The sequence below is a fragment of the Aeromonas sp. R6-1 genome, assembly GCF_040908165.1.
Classification (GTDB): domain Bacteria; phylum Pseudomonadota; class Gammaproteobacteria; order Enterobacterales; family Aeromonadaceae; genus Aeromonas; species Aeromonas caviae.
Genome location: NZ_JBFODF010000021.1, coordinates 75,336 through 96,068 on the forward strand (window position 1 = coordinate 75,336; position 20,733 = coordinate 96,068).

The 20,733-nt window shown below is 63.9% G+C and carries 15 protein-coding genes; 8 read left to right on the forward strand and 7 right to left on the reverse strand.

What is annotated here, in order from left to right; all coding sequences use genetic code 11:
- Positions 1-38 precede the first annotated feature (38 nt).
- Together AB5Y68_RS04915 and AB5Y68_RS04920 are read right to left on the reverse strand one after the other, a co-directional pair.
- Positions 39-4,883 (reverse strand): alpha-2-macroglobulin, encoded by a 4,845-nt coding sequence (locus AB5Y68_RS04915; RefSeq protein WP_368206934.1) that lies wholly within the window; start codon positions 4,881-4,883, stop codon positions 39-41.
- A 330-nt stretch (positions 4,884-5,213) separates the two neighbouring features.
- The gene (locus AB5Y68_RS04920) at positions 5,214-5,348 is read right to left on the reverse strand and encodes a hypothetical protein (protein ID WP_010674281.1); all 135 of its coding nucleotides are present in this window, start codon (positions 5,346-5,348) and stop codon (positions 5,214-5,216) included.
- An 87-nt stretch (positions 5,349-5,435) separates the two neighbouring features.
- On the opposite strand from AB5Y68_RS04920, the gene AB5Y68_RS04925 reads away from it, so the two are divergent.
- From AB5Y68_RS04925 to AB5Y68_RS04945, 5 genes are read left to right on the forward strand one after another with little or no spacing between them, the layout of a single operon-like run.
- Positions 5,436-6,473: an AI-2E family transporter gene (locus AB5Y68_RS04925; protein ID WP_223955555.1), complete on the forward strand. Its 1,038-nt coding sequence runs from the start codon at positions 5,436-5,438 to the stop codon at positions 6,471-6,473.
- A gap of 4 nt (positions 6,474-6,477) precedes the next feature.
- Positions 6,478-7,995, forward strand: a complete 1,518-nt coding sequence (locus AB5Y68_RS04930) for an efflux transporter outer membrane subunit (RefSeq protein WP_039038651.1) — start codon at positions 6,478-6,480, stop codon at positions 7,993-7,995.
- Entirely contained in the window at positions 7,988-9,079 is a 1,092-nt protein-coding gene (locus AB5Y68_RS04935; protein ID WP_039038650.1) for an HlyD family secretion protein, read from the forward strand. The genes AB5Y68_RS04930 and AB5Y68_RS04935 overlap by 8 nt, the downstream gene beginning before the upstream one ends.
- 8 nt (positions 9,080-9,087) lie before the next feature.
- The gene (locus AB5Y68_RS04940; protein ID WP_039038649.1) at positions 9,088-10,116 is read left to right on the forward strand and encodes a DUF2955 domain-containing protein; all 1,029 of its coding nucleotides are present in this window, start codon (positions 9,088-9,090) and stop codon (positions 10,114-10,116) included.
- Between the two features lies 1 nt (position 10,117).
- Positions 10,118-10,546, forward strand: a complete 429-nt coding sequence (locus AB5Y68_RS04945) for an ion channel (RefSeq protein ID WP_039038648.1) — start codon at positions 10,118-10,120, stop codon at positions 10,544-10,546.
- Positions 10,547-10,655: 109 nt separating this feature from the next.
- Here AB5Y68_RS04945 and AB5Y68_RS04950 read toward each other — a convergent pair whose 3' ends face one another.
- Entirely contained in the window at positions 10,656-12,344 is a 1,689-nt protein-coding gene (locus tag AB5Y68_RS04950) for an FAD-dependent oxidoreductase (protein WP_039038647.1), read from the reverse strand.
- Between the two features lie 134 nt (positions 12,345-12,478).
- Here AB5Y68_RS04950 and AB5Y68_RS04955 point away from each other — a divergent pair, with 134 nt between their 5' ends.
- The 3 genes from AB5Y68_RS04955 (at position 12,479) to AB5Y68_RS04965 (ending at position 17,072) form a co-directional block, all read left to right on the forward strand.
- Positions 12,479-15,418, forward strand: coding sequence for a GGDEF and EAL domain-containing protein (locus tag AB5Y68_RS04955; protein ID WP_039038646.1), 2,940 nt, complete (start codon positions 12,479-12,481; stop codon positions 15,416-15,418).
- A 75-nt stretch (positions 15,419-15,493) separates the two neighbouring features.
- Positions 15,494-16,336, forward strand: coding sequence for a pyruvate formate lyase 1-activating protein (gene pflA, locus AB5Y68_RS04960; protein ID WP_080769848.1), 843 nt, complete (start codon positions 15,494-15,496; stop codon positions 16,334-16,336).
- A 94-nt stretch (positions 16,337-16,430) separates the two neighbouring features.
- Positions 16,431-17,072, forward strand: a complete 642-nt coding sequence (locus AB5Y68_RS04965; RefSeq protein WP_039038645.1) for an energy-coupling factor ABC transporter permease — start codon at positions 16,431-16,433, stop codon at positions 17,070-17,072.
- Between the two features lie 57 nt (positions 17,073-17,129).
- Here AB5Y68_RS04965 and AB5Y68_RS04970 read toward each other — a convergent pair whose 3' ends face one another.
- The 4 genes from AB5Y68_RS04970 to AB5Y68_RS04985 form a co-directional block, all read right to left on the reverse strand.
- A complete protein-coding gene (locus AB5Y68_RS04970; RefSeq protein WP_010674270.1) occupies positions 17,130-17,822 on the reverse strand; it encodes an ABC transporter permease in 693 nt (230 codons plus the stop codon).
- A gap of 3 nt (positions 17,823-17,825) precedes the next feature.
- Positions 17,826-18,566 (reverse strand): ABC transporter permease, encoded by a 741-nt coding sequence (locus AB5Y68_RS04975; protein ID WP_010674269.1) that lies wholly within the window; start codon positions 18,564-18,566, stop codon positions 17,826-17,828.
- Between the two features lie 105 nt (positions 18,567-18,671).
- A complete protein-coding gene (locus AB5Y68_RS04980) occupies positions 18,672-19,445 on the reverse strand; it encodes an ABC transporter substrate-binding protein (protein ID WP_010674268.1) in 774 nt (257 codons plus the stop codon).
- Between the two features lie 65 nt (positions 19,446-19,510).
- Positions 19,511-20,281 carry an ABC transporter ATP-binding protein gene (locus AB5Y68_RS04985; RefSeq protein ID WP_010674267.1) on the reverse strand — a complete coding sequence of 257 codons (771 nt, stop codon included), beginning with the start codon at positions 20,279-20,281 and terminating at the stop codon, positions 19,511-19,513.
- Positions 20,282-20,733 lie beyond the last annotated feature (452 nt).

A 20,733-nucleotide genomic window follows, 5' to 3' on the forward strand; every position in this document is an offset into this window, starting at 1 on the left:
AGAAAGTGAGCGGGCGAACCCGCTCAAGGGAGGGTTTGTTACTCAGAGATGATCACCTCGTGGATATCCTCACCCACAGCCCGCATCTCGGGGCGGTACATATCCTCCACCTGGGTCGGCGGCACCTGATAGCGACCCGGCGTCACCGCCCGCATCAGGTAGACCAGTTGCTGGTTACTCCCGGCGCTCAGATCCAGCGCCGCCGTGTAGCGGTCATCGCGAAACTCCTGATGCTTGAGATAATCGTTCCACTCGCTCTGCCACGCCGGTTTCCCCTCGATGGAGAGCTCTTCGAGCTTGATGCTGTTGCCAAGGGCCGGATTCTCCAGCTCAAAGCCAGCGGGCACCATCTCCACCAGCAGGGCATCGGGCACCGCCGATTCACTGCTGATATTGAGCCGCACCACCACCAGATCGCCCACCTTCACCTTGGTCGGGTCAAAACGCTGACCGTCGCTGTTGAACCAGCTGCGGGTCACGCTCATCCCTTTGCTGATCCGTGCTGGCGCCTGCTCGGGGTAACCGACCAGGGTGCGCTGCACATAGAGCGAGCCCTTGCCCTCGTTGGTGACGGCGCTCGCCGCCAGCGCCTCGGGGGCGCCCTGCTGCAGCGGTGCCGAACCGCTCAGGGGTCCACTGCCAAGAGAGGAAGTTACCTTGGCCTGCCAGTCGGCGGCCGGATCGAAACGGGCGAGTCGCAGCAGGGCGAGCCGCTCCTGGGTGCTGAGCCACTGACGGTGAGCCAGCGTATCGGCCACCTTGGCACTGAGGGCCGGCCAGATCTCCGCAGCCAGCTTGTGCTGGCGCAGCAGGGAAAGCTCAAGGGCCTGATCGCGCAGCGGCGAGCCGTAATCACCCAGATAGTCATCACCACGCTCGGTCGCCAATGCTTGGCTGAGGGCCTTGGCGGCGCTCTGCTCATCCCCCATGGCCGAGAGGGCCAGGGAGAGGTGCAAAAGCGGCAAACCGGAGCGGGCGTGATCAGCCTGCTGCTCCCAGATAAGGCGCAGGGTAGCGAGCGGCGCCTTGCCCACCCGGGCCAACACATAGGCGCTGTAGGACTGATAGGCCAGCCGGCTGTGCTCGGGGGCACTGCTCCAGCGCTCGCCATACTGGCTGTCGGTGAGATAGCTCTGCAGCCGGTTCAGCGCCTGATTGAGCATCGCCTCCGGCACGGCATCGCCCGCCTCCTTGCGCGCCAGCAGATAGTCGGCGGCATAGGCGGTGAGCCACTGCTCCTCGTCGGAGCGACCATCCCACAGGCCAAAGCCGCCGCTGGGTAGTTGCAACCGCTGCAACCGTTGCAGCAGGGCGCGTTGCACATCCGCCTCACTCGCCGCTTTCTTGCCCTGTGCGGGTTTGCGCCAGGCGGCCCGCTCATCCGCCGTGGTCAGCAAGTAAGGCCAGGCACGGGACAGGGTCTGCTCCAGACAGGCATAGGGGTAATCGGCCAGCGCCTGCCACTGGGCTGCCGGATCCCAGGGGGGAGTGCCGGAGAGGCTGAGCAGCCCCTGCAGGTTGGCGCGATCCAGCCCGGTCAGCTCAGCTGGCGCAAAGCTCATCTGCTGGCCGGGGGCCAGCATCTGGTAGCGCTGGCGAGTCTCGGCAGGCCAGGGGGAGCGCAGCGGCAAAGTCCAGTCGCGGCTTATCGCAAAATCCTTGCCGCTGGCCGCCAACTGCAGGCTCGCCACACCGCTCGCCCCGGTCACGGTGAGCGGCAGGGTCAGCCACTGCTCCTCGCCATTTTTAAGAGCCAGGGTGCCGGGCAGCTCGCCATTTGCCTTGAGCCCGCCATTGAGGGTCCAGACAAAGGAGAGGGTCTGATCCTCACCGCTCATGTTGCGCAGCTGTACCAGCGCCCGGGTCTCATCCCCTCTGGCGCCAAAGCGCGGCCAGCCAATCTCGGCCACCAAGGGGGCGACCACCTTGACGGCGCGCTCTGCCTCCCCGACCTGCTGTTCGTTCCAGGCCAGCGCCATCAGCGCCAACTCGCCGTTGAAGTTGGGCAAATCGAGCGGGATCACCGCCTTGCCGCTCTCATCAAAACTCACCTCGCCGCTCCAGAGCGCGGCTATTTCGACCCGGCTCTCCAGCGCACCGCCCTTTTTCAGCGGCGCCCGGTCACCCCCATAGTTGAGGCGGGCCAGCTTGCCATCCTGTGGCGGGATCACCTGGCCGTAGTTGTCGAACAAATCCTGGGCGAAGCGCTTGCGACCAAAGAAGATCTCGAACGGGTCGAGAGGCTGGTAGTCGCTGATATTGAGCACGCCCCGATCCACCGCCGCCAGCACCACACGGCCTTGGCTATTGGGGGTGGAGGTTGCGGTCACTTCCAGCCGGGTAAGCGGCACCGCTTTATCAGGCGCGCTCAGGGTGAGCGGCAGACGGCGCGCTTCCCGATCCAGGGTGAGCGGCACCAGCCCGACCGAGCGCAGGCTCTGCACACTCTTTTGGCTCACCGGCTTTGAGTCACTGTCTGGCGCGGCGATCTGGGCCGAGATATGCAGATCGTGGCGCTGCCACTCGGGACTGACCGGGATCTCGAACTCGCCGCGGGCATCCTTGGCATCGCCACCGGCCCCCTTGAGCTCGATACGCTGCCACCAGCGCAGGCCGTCGCCATCTTCCACCAGCAGCAAGCCCTTGCCGGGGCGCGGGGCTACCAGAGTCACTTTGGCCTTGTCGCCCGCCTGATAGGCGCGTTTGTCGAGAGTGATGGCAATCTTGTCAGGCCGTGCCTGCTCGCCACCACCGCCCCAGGCGTAACTGCCTATCTCCACCCGCAGGCTGGATTGATGGCCCTGACTGTTCTCAACCTCCAACCGATACCAGCCCGCCGCCAGTTGCAGCGTGAGCGGGGTCGGCCCCTTGCCATCCAGCTGCAGGGCCTGCTCCTGCTCCAGATAGGGCTGACTGTTGAACTCGTACTTCCACCCCTCGCCATCGGCGTAGTGCCAGTAGTAGTCGCGGTATTCGTTGATGAGGCGCACCTTCACCGCCCCCGCCACCGGCTGGCCTTGCTCATCGAGGTTGAGGATCTGGAAGGGGAGCGGCTTGCCCCCCTCTACCCGATCAGCCACAAAATCGGCCTTGAGCGCCGGCCACTGGCTGCCCGCGGGCCAGCCATACTGGGTGCGACTGCGATTGACGGCGCGGCCCCCAGGCTCGGCGAGCGACACCCGATAGGCCACCTCCAGCGGCCCGAGGGCGCGCACCCCATCGAGCTCATCAGCTAACGAAAAAGTCCCCTGCCCCTGCGCATCGAGGGTGAGACTCTGCGCCTCGAGATCCTTGGCCTGCTCGGCGAGCAGCACGTCACCCAGCGTGAACTCCTGCCACTGGGTAAAGGGCATGGTGGCGCGGCTGATTTTTACCTCCGCCTTGGCCTTGGTTGCACTGGCCGGCGCGCCGTAGAGATAGTCCCCCTGCAGCGGCAGAGTGAGGGCGGCGTCCAGACTCGTCACTTCCCCATCCGGCCCCTTGCCAAGCTGCAGTTTCAACCGTTCCGGCAGAAACTCCTCCACCAGAAAAGGCCACTCGAAGCGGCTGCCAGCGGCAGTCTTGAGGTTGATGGTCCAGCGCCCGAGCGGCGCATCGTCAGGCAAACGCAGGCCGTAGTGGGCGGCGCCCAAATTGTCCGGCAACAGCCGTTTCTGTTCGAGCAGCTGGCCGTCCGGCTGCTTCACCTCCAGATCCACCGCCATGCCCGGCAGCAGTTGGCCATCCTGCCCCTTGAGCAGGATTTCGCTGTCGAGCCGCTCGCCGGGGAGATAGAGATCGCGCCCGCTAAAGAGATACAACTGCTGGGCCTGCCAGGGCTGGGTGCCGAGATCGAAGGTGGAGAGATCGAGCGCCGCCCCATCGAGGCGCAGCACCGCCAGATGGTTGCCCTGTTCGGCCAGCAGCAAGCGAGCCCCCTGCACCTGATCGAAGCGACGATGGCCCTGCGGATCAGTGGTTTGCACCTGCAGCCGGTTGCCCTTCTCGTCGAGCAGGGAGAGCTGCACATCCTTGAGGGGGTCGGCGCTGGCCAGGGAGCTGACGAACACCTCCAGCTGATCGCGGTAGCGGCGGGCACTGAGCCCCATGTCGCTCACCGCAAAATAGGTGGTCTCCTTGCGCCAGTCGTAGTTGCCAAGGGGCGACATCACCGCAAAGTAGACGCCGGCCTCCGCCAGCTGCGGCTCCTTCACATTGATGAGGCGGGTCTCGCGCCGGTTGGCATCGAGCTCCAGCGCATAGCGGCCGCTGAACACCCGCTTGGCCCGCTGAGTGATCTGCTCAAGCTCCCAGTTGCCCATGCCGGCACCGGGGCGATACTCGGCCAGGAAACGGGGCAAATACTCGGCATCGACCCGGAAGAAGTCGATATTGACCTCATCCACATTGACCGCACTGATGGGCAAGCGCAGCTCGTCGCGCAGCGGCAATACCATACCGCTCGCGGTAAACGAAGCCCCCGCCTCCAGCGGCCGGGTCTTGAGGGTCCAGCGCTGGGGGGATGGGCCCAGCCCAGCCTTGAGGCTCACCTCGTAGCGTTTGTCGGGTTGCACGTTCGGGAAATAGAGGGTGCGGCCATCGTCGGCGAGGATCCACTCCCCCTGCACCTGCTTGCCCCCTTCACTCACAGAAAGCCAGCTCTGCCAGTTTGCCTTGGGCGCCAATGGGCCGGAGAAGACCAGCGCCAGCGCCGGGGCATCCCGATACTGGCGGGCATTGGCCTGCACCACGGAGGCGGGCGCCCCCGCCTCCTGCCGGGCCATCGGGTCAGTCGTCGGCTCCTGGCTGACAGGCTTGTCGGGGCCGCAACCAGCCAGCAGCAGCGCCGCCAGCCAGGCCACACGGGGAAGACGAGTCACGGGGCAGGAGAGAGAGAGGTGCATGGTGTTCATCCCGGGTTGGATCGCCGCAGCGCAGGAGCCAATAGAATAAAGCGTCACTCCCGGGAACACCAACTGCCATATCGGGCGGCATCGGCCAACAGAGATGGGCGCATCGCCTCGAACGGGAGCGCGACGCTCCGTGAACCGCGAGGTTTATTCGAGACCCTGCATGCGATCTCCTGTTCCATGAAAGAGGATTGTCGTGATTTTCTGAACCCAGGCTAAACCGGGCACCACTGTTCACTTGTGCGTGATCGGGCCATTCATTATGCTCGGCCCTGCTCAATGCAGGCCTTCCAATCAACGACATATCAAGCAGATAAATATTTTTTAAGCCTTGAACACCTGTGCCATACATAACGTGCAGGTGCGCTCGATGTATGCCTCAACCATTGAAAACAAACTTATTAATTGTCCATCGACCAGAATGCCGACCTTGAGTTCACACAGGGTCAGCGGGGTCATGCATCCATCCCTCTCTGGAGTCATATCAGCATGGAAAATAACGATCTGTCCCTCGTCGAAAAAAGATTGGTTGCCAGATTCCTGGACATGTTCATCAAATTTGGCCTTATTCTGGCGCTAGGCTCGTTCTGCTTCACCGTGTTCTCCCCCTTCATGAACATGATGCTGTGGGCCCTGATCCTGGCGGTCACCCTTTACCCCCTCCATCAGCGCTTTGCCGCCCGACTCGGGGGAAAACAGGGCCAGTCGTCCACCCTGCTGGTCCTGCTGGGCATCCTGCTCATCGTGGCCCCCACCGTTGCCATGCTCGGCTCCCTGGGAGACAGCGTCAGCGCCCTGATAGACAAGGTGAACAACAACACTCTAGTGATTCCGGCGCCTTCCGCCGACATCGCCAGCATCCCGCTGATCGGTGCCAAGCTGCACGCCTTATGGACCAAGGCATCCGTGGATCTGCCGAGCCTCCTCATCAGCTACAAGCCGCAGCTCGGCGACATGGCCAAGCAGACTGTCACCATGCTCGCCAGCATGGGGGGCGGCCTGCTGGGCTTCGTCGCCTCTTTCATCGTGGCTGGCATCATCATGGCCTGGGGGGCGCCGGGTGCCATCAGCGCCGAGCGCATCGCCATGCGCATCACCGATGAGCGCAAGGGCCTCGCCCTGACCAAGCTGTGCACCAGCACCATCCGGGCCGTGGCCATGGGGGTCATCGGGGTCGCCTTCATCCAGGCCCTGCTGGCTGGCGTCATCATGTCCCTCGCCGGGATCCCGGCGGTCGGCATCTTCTTCGTCCTGGCGCTGATCCTGGGCATCGCCCAGGTCCCCGTCATCCTGGTCACGGGACCGGCCATCGCCTTCATGTGGATGGCGGGGGATCACGGCACCCTGCTCAACGTCATCTACTCAGTGCTGCTGGTCGTGGCCGGCATGGCCGACAACGTGCTCAAGCCGCTGCTGCTGGGGCGTGGCGTCGATGCGCCCATGCCGGTAGTGCTGCTGGGGGCCCTCGGCGGCATGGCCACCAATGGCATCCTCGGCATGTTCATCGGTGCCACCCTGCTCTCCATCGGCTATCGCATCTTCATGGCCTGGGTCAACGACGGTCTGGCCAACGCGGAAAAATAACCCCATGGCCGACGCACTTTCTCTCCTTCGCCCCCTGTTTGCAGGGGGCACCTGCCTGCTGCTCGGTGCCTGTACTCTGCTCGGGCCCGATTATCAGGCCCCCGGTGTCGAGGAGATGGCCAACTGGCACAGCGCCAGCGAGGGTCAGCAGGCGGTGACGGTGACCGACTACCGACGATGGTGGGACAACTTGCACGACCCCGTGCTGAGCGCCCTGGTGGAGGAGGCCTTCCTCAAGAATCCGGACGTGCGGATCGCCGGCCTGCGGATCCTCGAGGCCCAGGCCCAGCTTGGCATCGCCGAGAGCCTGCTCGGCCCCCAGGCGACGGTGGGAACGGCAGAATTCCTCCAGGCAGGTCAGACCCGGGGCGGCCACAGCAGCGCGGGCAGCAGCTACGGCGCCGGCTTCAACCTCGGCTGGGAACTCGACTTCTGGGGCAAGTTCCAGCGCGGAGTCGAGGCGGCGGATGCCAGCTATTTCGCGACCCTGGCCCAGTATGACGACATCCAGGTGTTGATGGCCGCCCAGGTGGCCCAGCTCTATGTGAGCATCCGTACCCTGGAGGCCAGGCTCCAGATCGCCCGGGAGAATGCCCGCATCCAGCGGCGCAGCCTGGAGATCACCGAGCGACTGTTCAAGAGCGGCAACAGCGCCGAGCTGGACGTGCAGCAAGCCAGGACCCAGTACCTGGGCACCCTGTCCGGCATTCCCCAGCTCGAGACCAGCCTGCGCCAAAGCCAGAACGCCCTCTCCACCCTGCTCGCCCGCGCCCCGGGTCCCCTGCCCGAGATGACCACCAACACCGGCAGGATCCCCCAGGGCGAGCTGGCCCTGGTCACCGAGATGCCCGCGGATCTGCTGCGCCGCCGTCCCGATGTGCGGGTGGCGGAGCGCCAACTGGCCGCCCAGTCGGCCCTGATCGGGGTGGCCGAGAGCGAGCTCTACCCCTCCATCACCCTGCTCGGCACCCTGGGGGTCAACGCCACCAATGGGGAGAGCGGCACCTTCTCCTGGGCCGTCGGGCCGTCGCTGAGCTGGAACCTGCTGGATCAGGGCCGGCTCGGCAACCAGATCCTGGTGCAGGACGCCCGCTTCCAGCAGCTGCACGAACGCTATCGCGACAGCGTGTTCAAGGCGGCGCGCGAGGTGGATGACGCGGCCGTGGCCTATGCCAACGGCCAGGAGGAGATCGCCCTGCTGACCCAGACCGGCGAAGCCGCCCGCCGCTCCCTCGAAATCGCCAACACCCAGTACCGCGAGGGGATGGCGGACTTCCAGCGGGTGCTCGACTCCCAGCGTGCCCTGTTCAACCAGCAGGAGCGCCTGGTCAACAGCCGTGGTGCGCGGATGCGCGACCTCATCACCCTCTACAAGGCACTGGGTGGCGGTTGGGAACAGGGGCGCGAACGTCCCCTGGTGACCCCCAAGGTGGAGGCTCAACTGCGCACGCGCGCCGACTGGGCCCCCCTGCTCGACGCAGCCCACTCCCCCATGACACAGAAGGCAAACTCCCATGACTGACACAGCCTCTCCCGGTCAGGCCAGCCGCCGCGCCACCCTCGGGCTGCTGGCCGCGATCCTCCTCCTGCTCAGCTGGTATCTGCTGGCGGACCGGCTGACCCCCTACAGCTCCCAGGCCCGGGTGCAGGCCTTCGTGGTCCCCGTCGCCGCCGAGGTGTCCGGCCAGATCAAGCGGGTCTATGTCCACGACAATCAGGACGTGGAGGCCGGCACTCCCCTGTTCGAGATCGATCCCGAGCCCTATGACATCGCCCTGGCCAAGGCCAGATCCGACTACCAGACGGTGCTGAGCGGCGTCAAGGCGAACACCGAAGGGGTCAAGGCGGCCGAAGCCTCCCTGATGGCCATGCGCGCCGCCTATGACAACGCCGCCAAGGATGCGGAGCGCCAGGAGCGGCTCTATCGGGAAGATCCGGGGGCCATCTCGGTGCGTCGCCTGGAGGTGGCCCAAGCCAGCCGCGAGACGGCCAAGAGCCAGGTGGCGGCAGCCGAAGCCGACGTTCGCCGCGCCATCGAGGCCGCCGGGGCGAGCGGCGATGACAACTCCCAGTTGCTCAGTGCCCGCTCGGCAGTGCACAAGGCCGAGCTGGATCGCCAGAACACCCGCGTGGTGGCGCCGGGTCGGGGGCTCATCACCGACCTCAGCACGGATGCAGGCCAGTTTATCGGGGCCGGCGCACCGGCCATGACCCTGATCGCCATCCACGACGTCTGGGTGTCGGCGGATCTGACGGAGAACAACCTCGGCAACATTCGGCCGGGAGACAGGGTCGCCATCCTGCTCGACAGCCTGCCCGGACAGCTGTTCAAGGGGAAAGTCCGCAGCGTCGGCTACGGGGTGGGCGACGGCAAGAGCCAGCCCGCCGGCGCCCTGCCCACGGTGGACAACAACCGCGACTGGCTGCGCCAGGCCCAGCGTTTCCCGGTCAAGGTAGCCTTCCAGAATGATGACTTTCCGCCGGTCGAGGCGCTGCGGGTCGGTGGCCAGGCCGATGTGCTGGTCTACACCGGTGAGAGCGGGGTGATGCACTTCCTGGGAGCGCTCTATATCCGGCTGATGAGCCTCTTCTCCTTCCTCTATTGAGGCGCCAGATGCATAACGCCGACAGGGCTGTACTGCGCATTGGCACTGGCATCGGGCTCGCGACGGGGATCTGTTACGGCCTGGCGCTGCCCATGCCCCACCTCGGGGTCATCATGGCCTGGGTGGTGCTGTGCCGACCCGGAGAGGCCCTCGGCCTGAAGAAGGGGCTGGCAGGGGGGTTGCTGCTGCTGGGGATCATGACCGCCGGGGTGCTGCTGGTCCCCCTGCTGACCCACTATGCCCTGGCGGCCGTGCTGCTCGTCGCCCTGCTGCTCTACCTGCTGATGCAGCAGGCGATGGCCGGCAAGGGGGCCGCCGCCATGCTGCTCATCATGGCCATCACGGTGATCCCGGTGGCCGGTCTCATCGAGCAGTCCCTTGCCATTGCCATCGCCCAGATGATGGGACTGGGGATCCTGATAGGCACCCTGGTCAACCGCCTCGCCCACGCACTCTTCCCTCCCCTGCAGGTGGCGGGAGCGGCGGCAAGACCGGTGCCATTGCCCCCCGAACATCCCGAGCGGCTGGCGCTGCGCGCCGTCGCCATGGTGCTGCCGGTGTGGCTGCTGGCCCTCGGCAATCCGGCGTTCTACATTCCGGCGGTGATGAAGACGGTGACCCTGGCCCAGCAGAGTACCTCCCTCAACGCCAGACAGGCGGGCCAGGAGCTGGTGCTCTCGACCCTGGCGGGCGCCCTGCTGGCGTTCGCACTCTGGCTCGGGCTCAGCCTCTGGCCCTCGCTCCTGATGCTGGTGCTGATGCTGGCCCTGATGACCCTCTGGCTGGCGCGGCGCCTGGTGCGGCTGGTGGCGGGGCGTTTCCCGCCATCCTTCTGGAGCAACGCCTGGATCACGGCGCTCATCCTGTTTGGCCCGGCCATCGAGGACAGCGCCACCGGCAAGGATGTGTGGTTGGCGGCCGCCATGCGTTGCGGCCTCTATCTGGTGGTGGCCGGCTATGGCTGGCTCTGTATCTTGCTGCTCGAGCAGTGGTGGCCGGCCGGCCGCCCACTGGCAGAAGCCAAGCTAGGAGATTGATATGTTAACGATTTTTTTGGTCGGCATCCCGGTGATCCTGGTCAACATGCTGCTGCAATCCCTGGTATCCGTCTGGTGCATCCGTTTCTACGTCAAGAGATTCAATGAACGCGAGGGGGCCCTGGCCGGCATGCTGGCCCTGTTTGGCATCATCACCCTGGTGATGCTGGGCAACCTGGCCCAGATCGGCGTCTGGGGCGGGCTCTTCCTGTGGCTCGGGGAGTTCGATACCCTGCAGGAGGCCGTCTATCACTCCGGGGTCAACTTCGCCACTCTGGGCTATGGCGACATCGTCATGAGCCCGCAGTGGAAGCTGCTCGGCCCCCTGGAGGCAGTCAACGGTGCCCTGATGATAGGCCTCTCCGGCGCCTCCATGCTCGCGGTCTTGCAGCACCACATTCGCAAGCAGTTCGATGACGTGACCCCCTGACAGCGAGGGGCCACCTGCGGCAAACCCCTGCGGCAACAAAACGGGCCACTCTTTGGAGTGGCCCGTTTGCATACAGAGTGATCAATCGGGCCATGTCAGCCTGGAGGATCTACTCGGCGATCACCATCTGCCAGGTCTTGAAACCACCGGAGAGGTTCTTGACCCGAAAACCGTGCTGGCTCAGCAGGCGGCAGGCCACGTGACCCCGCAGTCCCACCTGGCAGCTGATGAGCAGCTCTTTATCCCTGGGCAACTCATCAAGACGGCTGCGCAGCTCGTCCAGGGGGATGTGCAGCGCCCCCGGAATGCGCCCCAGCTTGTCGAGTTCGGGGCCGTTTCGCACATCCACCACCTGCTGATGGGGGTGGCGAGCCTGCACCTCGGCTGCGTGGCAGAGCAGGGTGTCCCCCTTCAGATGGTTGCTCGCCACGAACCCGGCCATGTTGATCACATCCTTGGCCGAGCCATAGGGCGGCGCATAGGTGAGCTCCAGATCCTGCAGATCAAATACGGTGAGACCGGCGCGCTGGGCCACCGCCAGCACGTCGATGCGCTTGTCGATGCCATCCTTGCCGATGGCCTGGGCGCCGTAAATCTTGCCATCGGGGGCAAACAGCAGCTTGAGGCTGACCGGGTGGGCGCCGGGATAATAGCCGGCGTGGCTGCCCGGGTGGACATAGACCTTCTCGAACGGCAATCCCAACTGCACCAGCCGCTTCTCGCTCAGGCCGGTGCTCGCCACCGCCAGATCGAACAGCTTGCAGATGGCGGTCCCTTGCGTCTTCTTGTAGGTTTCGCTTCGCCCCAGCATGTTGTCGGCGGCGATGCGCCCCTGGCGGTTGGCGGGGCCCGCCAGCGGGATCAGCACGGACTCGCCGGTGACGAAGTCGGTCTCCTCCACCGCGTCCCCCACCGCGAAGATGCAGGGATCCGAGGTGCGCATGCCCGCATCCACCTTGATGCCGCCCCGCGGTCCCAGCACCAGCCCCGCCTTGGCGGCGAGCAGAGTCTCGGGCTTGACGCCGATGGCGAGGATCAGAAGGCCGGTGTCGAGATGAGAGCCGTCGCTCAGGGTCAGGCGCAGTCCACCCCGCTGGGCGGTCGCCACGGCGGCGGTCTTCTCGGCAGGCACCTCCAGGCTTTCGATGGCAGCGAGGCCGGTACGCAGGCGAAGATCGACCCCCTCCTCCCGGATGCGGGCGTGGAGCAGGTTGGCCATCTCCTTGTCCACCGGCGCCATCACCTGATCGGAGAGCTCCAGCAGGGTGACATCCAGCTTGCGCTGGTGCAGCGCCTCCATCATCTCCAGCCCGATGAAACCGCCCCCCACCACGGTGACGTGGCGGGGCTTGTCGTGCGCCAGCGCCGCCAGGATGCGATCCATGTCGGGAATGCTCCGCAGGGTGTGTACCCCCGGGCTGTCGATGCCGGGGAAGGGAGGCCGGATGGGGGCAGCGCCCGGGCTCAGCAGCAGCACGTCGTAGGCTTCGCGCCGCTCTTCGCCGGTGAGCAGGTTGCGCACCAGCAAGCTCTTGCCGGCCCTGTCTATCTCGATGACGTCGTGAAACACCCGCACATCCACGTTGAAACGGCGCTTGAAGCTTTGCGGTGTCTGCAGCAGCAGGGCATCCCGATCCGGGATATCCCCCCCGATGTGATAAGGCAGACCGCAGTTGGCGAAGCTCACGAACTCGCCCCGCTCGAACATCACGATCTCCGCCTCTTCGCTCAAACGGCGGGCACGGGCGGCGGCGGACGCCCCCCCCGCCACACCACCCACAATCAGGATCCGTTTCATCTGCAAGACTCCACTCAACAGGAAATGACCAATAAATTAGGCTTATCTAATTTAGAATTCAATGAAATTTTGTTTGCCACGGATTTGCAGTATTCTTGCCCTCCGACAATTGCTCAACAGGATAGTGTCAGTTCATGTCGTCTACCGCGCTCAGCCATCTTCCGACCGCCAGCCAGGCGCCCCTGTTTTTCCGCCTGGATACCCGTAGTCAACGGCTGGTCGCCCTGACCGATGTGATGCAGACGCCGCTCCACTGGCTCGATGAGCCCCGCAGTGCCTGGCCGGCCCAATTGCCGGACGCCCTGCGCCAGCCCATCGAGCAGCGGCTGGCCAGCGGCAAGGGGGGCAAGCTGGTGCTGCGCTTTGACGCCCTCCTCTGGCACATTTCCCTCTCCCACGAGCAGGACGCCTTCTGGCTCATCTGCCTGCAGACCCAGTCCCAGGAGAGCGCCGCCAGCCTGTCCCTGCAACTGCCGCGCCTGAGCCAGATGGCCAGCCAGCAGCAGTATGACGCCATGCTGGAGAGCCTCAAGGAGTGCCTTGGGGCCGATCGCCTGATCCTCTGGCACTACCAGGCCCATGGCGCTCTGGGCGGCGAGCAGCTGACCCCGGTGTTCACCCTGGGGGTGGACGCGCTCGGTGCCATTCGCGGAGACAGCCGTTACATCCGGGCCCTGCGCGCCCGGGGCGCCCTGAGCTTCTCGGAGGCAGCCCACCAGCCCATGTTGAGCCAGCACTACTATCTGGCCGATGCCAATGTCTGCTCCCGCCTGGACGGCGCCTTGCTGGAACAGGAGAAGCTCATCGGCGTGCTCAGCCTGGAGTATGCCGAGAGCACCCTCATCAGCGATGACACCCTGCAACTGGTACGTCATTGCGCCCGCTTGCTCGGCCACTGGCAGCCGGACCCCGTGGCGACCGACACCACGGACCTCGCGCCCCCCCCGGGGCTTGCCAACCTGACCGGCAACGACTACTGCCGCGCCCTGCTGCGCTGGGCCATGGGCCTGAGCGGTGCCCACATGGGCTGGATCGGCGAATTTCAGCCTCGCGGCCAGGATCTCTGGCTCATTCCCCGCTGCGTGGTGGAGGGGGAGACCTTCGCCGTCGTCAAACCCATGCCCATGGACATCGGCCCGGGCCGGGAGATCTTCCAGCACGGGCAGAGCCTCTACGTGGAAGATCTGGCCCTGCGCTATCCCCAGTCCAGCCAGCTGCTGGCTCTCGACGCCAAGGCCTATGTCGGCATCCCCTTCCCGGGGCCAAACGGTCTCCCCCTGGGACAGCTCACCCTGCTGCTCGCCACCCCTCTGGCCGATCCCGCGTCCCTGCTGGACGTCCTCTACGAACAGCGCGAGCGGGCCGCCAGCGAGTTGCAACGCCTGGCCAATGACGATGCCCTGCGCCTGGCCGAAGTGGCCTTCAACACCCACGACGGCCTGCTGGTGATGGATCACGGGGGCATCATCCTCAAGGTCAATGCCTCCTTCAGCCGCATCACCGGCTTTGCCAGCGAGGAGATGCTGGGCCTGCACATCGACGCCCTGAGGCCCACCTACTATGGCGACACCCTCAAGGAGGAGGTGATCGCGGCGGTCAACCGGCAGGGATACTGGCTCGGGGAGGAACAATGTCTGCACAGGGAGGGACACCTCTTCCCGGTGCGGCTCATGGTGAGCGGGGTCAAGGACGAGGAGGAGGAGATCAGCCACTTCGTCTGCAGCTTCCACGACATCACCCAGGAGAAGGAGACCGCCCGCCACATCGAGCGCCTCGCCTACTACGACGACCTGTGCGATCTCTACAACAGGCGCAGCCTGACCGACATCATGCAGCGCACCCTGCAGACCCCGAGCGGCCAGTGGGGGGCCCTGCTGCTGCTGGATCTGGACAACTTCAAATCCATCAACGACTCCCTCGGTCACGCCTGCGGCGATCTGCTGCTCCAGGCCGTGGTGGTGCGACTCAAGTCCCTGCCCCAGGAGAACCTGGTGCTCGCCCGCACCTCGGGTGACGAGTTTGCCCTGCTCTTCACGGCACTGGGCCAGGGCTATATCACCGCCAAGATCCTGGCGGAGCACTTTGCCCGGGAGCTGATGGGGATCTTCCGTGCCCCCTTTGACATCGGCGATCACAAGCTGCACTGCAGCGCCTCCGTGGGGATCAGCCTGTTCAGCGATGACGACAAGGATCACCTTGTCCTGATGCAGCAGGCCGATACCGCCGTCCACATGGCCAAGCGCGCGGGCCAGGGCAACCATATCTTCTTCAGTGAAGCCATGGCGGAAAAAGAGAAGAGCAAGCTTTCTCTCAACAACCAGCTGCGCGATGCCCTGCGCAACAACGAGCTTGTGCTGCACTACCAGCCCCAATACCGGGTCGACAACGGCACGCTCTCGGGCATAGAGGCGCTGCTGCGCTGGCAGAAGGCCGACGGCACCATGGTGCCACCCGGGGAGTTCATCCCCATCGCCGAGGAGACCACCCTGATCCAGGAGATCGGCTACTGGGTGATGAAGACCGCCTGTGCCCAGTACAGCTTCTGGCTCAACAACGGTCTCGCCATCCCCCATCTGTCGGTCAACGTCAGCGCCCGCCAGTTCCACACCGCCGGTTTCGTGCAGCAGGTGGAGTACATTCTGCGGGACACCGGGGTGCCACCGTCGCGCCTGCTGCTGGAGATCACCGAGTCCGTGGTGCTGGAAAACCGGCTGGAGAGCATCGCCAGGATCCGCCAGCTCAAGGCCCTTGGCCTGCTCATCTCCATCGACGACTTCGGCACGGGCTACTCGTCCCTGGCCTATCTGCGGGATCTGCCCGCCGATGAGGTCAAACTGGATAGGAGCTTCATCCAGACCCTGGTCCACAGCGAACAGGACAAGGCCATCGTCAAGGCCATCCTGGATCTCGCCCGGGTGTTTCGCTTCACCGTCACCGCCGAAGGGGTGGAAGAAGAGGAGCAGCTCGCCGTGCTCAAGGCCCTGGGATGCCAGCATTATCAAGGCTTCCTCACCAGCCGGCCGCTCCCCGTCAAGGCACTGGAGAGCCTGCTGGGTGCCACCCCTGTGGGCTAAACTGGTAGGATTTATAGGGCTTTCTGTCATAAAATAACGACCGCTCGAACCTTGTCCGCACCATTGGAGTCGTCTATGTCAGTCATTAACCGGATCCCCGCCGTTGAATCCCAGGGACCTGCCACCCCCGGCACGCAGCGGATCCCGACCGTTGAAGCCAGCGACACCGGCACTACCGACATCATTGGCCGGATCCACTCCGTCGAGACCTGCGGGACCGTCGACGGCCCCGGCATCCGCTTCATCGTGTTCATGCAGGGCTGCCTGATGCGCTGCAAGTATTGTCACAACCGGGACACCTGGGACACCCAGGGCGGCCGCGAGGTCACCGTGCCCGAGCTGATGAAGGATCTCACCAGCTATCGCCACTTCATGAATGCCTCCGGCGGTGGCGTGACCGCCTCCGGCGGCGAGGCCATGCTGCAGCAGGAGTTCATCGCCGAACTGTTCACCGCCTGCAAGGCCCAGGGGATCCACACCTGCCTCGACACCAACGGTTTCGTGCGTCACTACGACGAACTGCTCGACCGGGTGCTGGACAACACCGATCTGGTGCTGCTCGACATCAAGCAGATCAACGACGAGAAGCACATTCCCCTCACCCACGTCAGCAACAAATACACCCTGGAGTTCGCCCGCTACCTGGCCTCCCGCGGTCAGACCATGTGGATCCGCTACGTGGTGGTACCCACCTGGTCCGACGATGACGAGAGCGCAGAAGGACTCGGCCAGTTCATCGCCGAGCTGGGGGACTGCGTCGAGAAGGTGGAGCTGCTGCCCTACCACGAACTTGGCAAGCACAAGTGGGACGTGCTGGGAGATACCTATGATCTGGTCGGCATCAAGCCCCCCAGCAAGGAGACCATGGACAGGGTCCAGGGCATCCTTGGCAAGTATCACCCCAACGTGAAGTATTGAGACAGGAGGCCGCCCGGCAGAGGGCGGCCTCTTTTCATTGCGCTGGCGTTCGCCACGGCGCCATCACCGACAGCCGCATCCGGGGGAACCGCTCATGAGTGAAGGACAAGTTGCCGCCCTCCTGCTCTGGCTGGTGCTGCTCGCCTTCAGTCTGAACGCCTCCCTGCTGCGCACCCTTGGCGCCCACCCGCTCTATCAGCATCTTTGCCTCGGCGGCGCCATCGTGCTGGTACCGCTGTGGACCTTGCGGGCCGGGTTGCACGAGGGGCTCGAGATCCACTTTCTCGGCCTCACCAGCCTGACCCTGTTGCTGGGCTGGCGCCTCGCCCTGCTTGCCCCCTGCCTCACCCTGCTGATCCTCGCTTACTTCGGGGTCATCCCCCTGGCCGACATTGGCTGGCAAGCCCTCATCGGCGTTGCCCTGCCGGTGGCCACCAGCTGGCTGCTGTTTCTGGGGAGCTGGGCCTGGCTGCCTCGCCACCTCTTCGTCTATCTGTTCGTGGCAGCATTTCTCGGGGGGGCGCTGAGCATCTCGGCCAAGGTGATCGCCAGCGCCTTGCTGATGGGGGTGAGCGGCACCTACTCCTGGCACACCATCAGCGCCGACTACCTCTCCATCTGGCCGCTGCTGCTCTTCCCCGAGGCGCTCCTCAACGGCATGACCATGACCCTGCTCGCCGTCTATCGCCCCCACTGGGTCAACACCTTCTTCGACAGGGAGTACCTGGGGCGCTGAGCCTGCCCGTGGTCCATAAAAAAAGCCCGCAGTTGCGGGCTTTTTCTCTGCGGGCAGTCAGACGCTGCGCGGGCGCAGGTGGGCATGCCAGCGGGCTTCCCACTTCTTGAACAACCAGACGATGACGAAGGTGAGCAGCATGTAGAGCAGACCTGCGGTCAGGAATGCCTCGAACGGGCTGTAGTAGCGGGAGTTGATGATCCGCGCCGCCCCCGTCAGATCGACGATGGTGATGATGCCCGCCACCGCCGACCCCTGCAGCATGAAGATCACCTCGTTGCTGTAGGCCGGCAGCGCACGGCGAAACGAGTTGGGCAGGATGATGCGGGTGAGGGTCTGCCAGCGGGTCATGCCGAAGGCGCTTGCCGCTTCTATCTGCCCCTTGGGCATGTTCATCACGGCGCCACGCACTATCTCGGCGGTGTAGGCACCGGTGTTGAGAGTGAACGCCAGCAGGGCACAGAACCAGGCTTCCGAGAAGAGGGACCAGGCCGCACTGTTCTTGAGCCACTCCCACTGGGCAGCGCCGTAGTAGATGATGAAAAGCTGCACCAGGAGCGGGGTGCCACGGAAGAAGTAGATATAGGCCCAGATTGGCCCCTTTATCAACCAGTTGCGGCTGTTGCGCAGTATGCCCATGGGCACTGCCAGCATGAGCCCCAGCATGAGCGAGGCGGCCACCAGCCAGATGGTGGTATAGAGCCCCTCCCAGTAGGTGGGCCACTCCTTGAGAATGATCGAGAAATCCATGGCTTACCTCGTCTTGATGGCGTAGTGACGCTCGGCCCACTTGAGCGCCGAGGTAGAGACTGCGGTGAAGACCAGGAAGATCAGCGCCACCGCCATGTAGAAGGTGAAAGGCTGCTGGGTCGAGCCCGCCGCGAGCGACGCCTTTCGCACCATGTCATCGAGCCCGATGATGGAGACCAGGGCCGTGGTTTTCAGCAGCACCAGCCAGTTGTTGCCAAACCCGGGCAGGGCGTGGCGCATCATCTGGGGAAAGAGGATCCGCACAAAGACCTGGCTTGCCCGCATGCCGAAGGCTCGGGCCGCCTCGAGCTCCCCCTTGTCCACCGCCAGGATGGCGCCGCGGAAGGTCTCGGTCATGTAGGCGCCGAAGATGAAGCCGATGGTGGCGACCCCGGCCGCAAACGGGCTGATGTCGATGTAATCGGGCAGCAAGGAGACCCACTCCTGGTTCGGGTTGCTCGCCAGCAGGTGGTTGTTGTAGGCCTCGTTGACCCAGGTGCAGATCCCGTTGATGAGCACCTGGCCGCCGAAGAAGAGCAGCATCATCAGCACCAGATCCGGGATGCCGCGAATGACGGTGGTGTAGGCCGCCGCGATGCCGCGCGCCCACTTGTAGGGAGAGAGCTTGGCCAGGGCCCCCAGCATGCCGAGCACCAGGGCCAGCAGCAGGGAGGCGAGCGCCACCTCCAGGGTGATCCAGGCCCCCTCCAGCAGAGAGGTTTCGTATCCTTTCAAATCAAACATATGCAATGCAGCTCCATCGCAATCGGGCCCGTCACTCCCAGCGGAAGGCAACGGGCCCGATGACTACTGACGGGATCAACCTGTCGTTGTTCGCCTGACGTCGGCTTACTCGCCGTACACGTCGAAGTCGAAGTACTTGTCGTTGATTTCCTTGTACTTGCCATTGGCACGCAGGGCCAGGATGGCAGCATTGAATTTCTCTTTCAGATCCTTGTCAGCCTTGCGCACCGCGATGCCGGCACCCTCGCCAAACCACTTGGGATCGGTCAGTTTCGGGCCGATGAACTCGAAGGCATCGCCCCCTTCCTTCTTCAGCAGGCCGTCGCTGATGGCGGCGGAGTCGGCCATCACGTAATCGACACGGCCGGATTTCAGATCGAGGTAGGCTTCATCCGCAGTGCCGTAGCGCTTGATGGTGGCATTGGGGAAGTTGTCGGTGATGTAGGTATCCATGGAGGTGGCACGCTGCACGGCGATGGTCTTGCCGTCCATGAAGGCCTTGTCGAGCTGGATCTCTGTCCCTTTCTTGGCGGCGAAGCGCGCCGGGATGTGCTGGTACTTCTGGGTGAAGTCCACCTTCTTCTTGCGCTCTTCGGTGATGTCCATGGTGGCGATGATGGCGTCATACTTGCGCGACAGCAGCGCCGGAATGATGCCGTCCCAGTCCTGCTTGATCAGGGTGCACTTCACCTTCATCTCTTCGCACAGGGCGTTGGCGATGTCGATGTCGAAGCCTTTCACCTCGCCGCTCGGCTCGGTCCAGGAGAAGGGGGGATAGGCCCCTTCCACCCCGATCCGCACCTCTTTCCACTCCTTGGCCATCAGGCTACCGGAACACAGGGCCGTCATCACGGCAGTCGCCAGCATCAGCTTGTTCATGTATCTCTCCTTGATAAACACGTCGATCGTTGAAAGTACGGATGGTTGAAATTGAATCCCGTCCATCAATAGATGGACGAGATGAATTGCTTGAATCGCTCCGACTTGGGATGGGCGAAGATCTCCTTGGGATTGCCCTCCTCCTCCACGCGCCCCTGGTGCAGGAACATCACCTTGTTCGACACGTCGCGGGCGAAGGACATCTCGTGGGTCACCACCATCATGGTACGCCCCTCTTCCGCCAGCTCGCGCATCAGGCCAAGGACCTCCCCCACCAGTTCAGGGTCGAGGGCCGAGGTAGGCTCGTCAAACAGCATCACCTCGGGCTCCACCGCCAGCGCCCGGGCGATGGCGGCCCGCTGCTGCTGACCGCCGGAGAGGTGACCGGGATAATAGTCGCGACGCTCCCACAGCCCCACCCGGTTGAGCAGATGCTCCGCCTTGGCGATGGCCTCGGCACGGGGCACCTTGAGCACCTGGATGGGCACTTCGATGATGTTCTGCATGATGGTCATGTGGGACCAGAGATTGAAGCTTTGAAACACCATGGCCAACCGGCTGCGGATACGCTCCACCTGGCGCATGTCTTCCGGCAGGCGTTCGCCGGAACGGCTGGTTTTCATCCGGATCAGCTCCCCGTGGAGAGAGACGCTACCCGATGAGGGGGTTTCAAGCAGATTGATACAGCGTAGAAAGGTCGACTTCCCCGAACCCGAGGAGCCGATGAGGGAGATCACATCCCCCTTGTGGGCCGTCATATCGATGCCCTTGAGCACTTCGTGGGTGCCAAAATACTTGTGCAGATCACGAACTTCCAGTGCGGCAACGTCGCTCATCCATTACAACCTTGTCTGTCCCTAGACGCCGCTTCGGCGTGACTCCACCATCGTCCATTTAACAAAACGTTAACCGATGGCAACCTTCAGCGAAAATATCATTGAGGTAGTGAAAAAACAATACAGAACCGAGGTATTTGGTGTTTTATCTGTATTTTTATTGGCCTATTGAGTATTTTTCAGCACTTTGTCTGCATAAAATCCATTTTTTGTCGCACCTTCCCTACCGCTCTTTTATACCCGCAGCGCACTGGTAGCAAGCATATTTCACCATATCCGCCAGATGTCACCCCAAAGGACTTTATTCACCCGGGCAGATTCCCCTTCTCTCGTCATTTCATGGGGATGAAATTGATTTTTCAGGTGATGTGGCCCTCTTTCCCCGTTTGCGTACAGAGCCGACTGTCATCAAAAAACACAACAATATGATAAAAAAGTCCCGTATGGGCCAT

Coding starts and splice junctions, on each gene's coding strand:
- AB5Y68_RS04940 (WP_039038649.1), top strand. CDS start 9,088: ATGCATAACGCCGACAGGGCTGTACTGCGCATTGGCACTGGCATCGGG.
- AB5Y68_RS04955 (WP_039038646.1), top strand. CDS start 12,479: ATGTCGTCTACCGCGCTCAGCCATCTTCCGACCGCCAGCCAGGCGCCC.
- AB5Y68_RS04925 (WP_223955555.1), top strand. CDS start 5,436: ATGTTCATCAAATTTGGCCTTATTCTGGCGCTAGGCTCGTTCTGCTTC.
- AB5Y68_RS04950 (WP_039038647.1), bottom strand. CDS start 12,344: ATGAAACGGATCCTGATTGTGGGTGGTGTGGCGGGGGGGGCGTCCGCC.
- AB5Y68_RS04930 (WP_039038651.1), top strand. CDS start 6,478: ATGGCCGACGCACTTTCTCTCCTTCGCCCCCTGTTTGCAGGGGGCACC.
- pflA (WP_080769848.1), top strand. CDS start 15,494: ATGTCAGTCATTAACCGGATCCCCGCCGTTGAATCCCAGGGACCTGCC.
- AB5Y68_RS04965 (WP_039038645.1), top strand. CDS start 16,431: ATGAGTGAAGGACAAGTTGCCGCCCTCCTGCTCTGGCTGGTGCTGCTC.
- AB5Y68_RS04985 (WP_010674267.1), bottom strand. CDS start 20,281: ATGAGCGACGTTGCCGCACTGGAAGTTCGTGATCTGCACAAGTATTTT.
- AB5Y68_RS04980 (WP_010674268.1), bottom strand. CDS start 19,445: ATGAACAAGCTGATGCTGGCGACTGCCGTGATGACGGCCCTGTGTTCC.
- AB5Y68_RS04915 (WP_368206934.1), bottom strand. CDS start 4,883: ATGCACCTCTCTCTCTCCTGCCCCGTGACTCGTCTTCCCCGTGTGGCC.
- AB5Y68_RS04920 (WP_010674281.1), bottom strand. CDS start 5,348: ATGACCCCGCTGACCCTGTGTGAACTCAAGGTCGGCATTCTGGTCGAT.
- AB5Y68_RS04970 (WP_010674270.1), bottom strand. CDS start 17,822: ATGGATTTCTCGATCATTCTCAAGGAGTGGCCCACCTACTGGGAGGGG.
- AB5Y68_RS04945 (WP_039038648.1), top strand. CDS start 10,118: ATGTTAACGATTTTTTTGGTCGGCATCCCGGTGATCCTGGTCAACATG.
- AB5Y68_RS04975 (WP_010674269.1), bottom strand. CDS start 18,566: ATGTTTGATTTGAAAGGATACGAAACCTCTCTGCTGGAGGGGGCCTGG.
- AB5Y68_RS04935 (WP_039038650.1), top strand. CDS start 7,988: ATGACTGACACAGCCTCTCCCGGTCAGGCCAGCCGCCGCGCCACCCTC.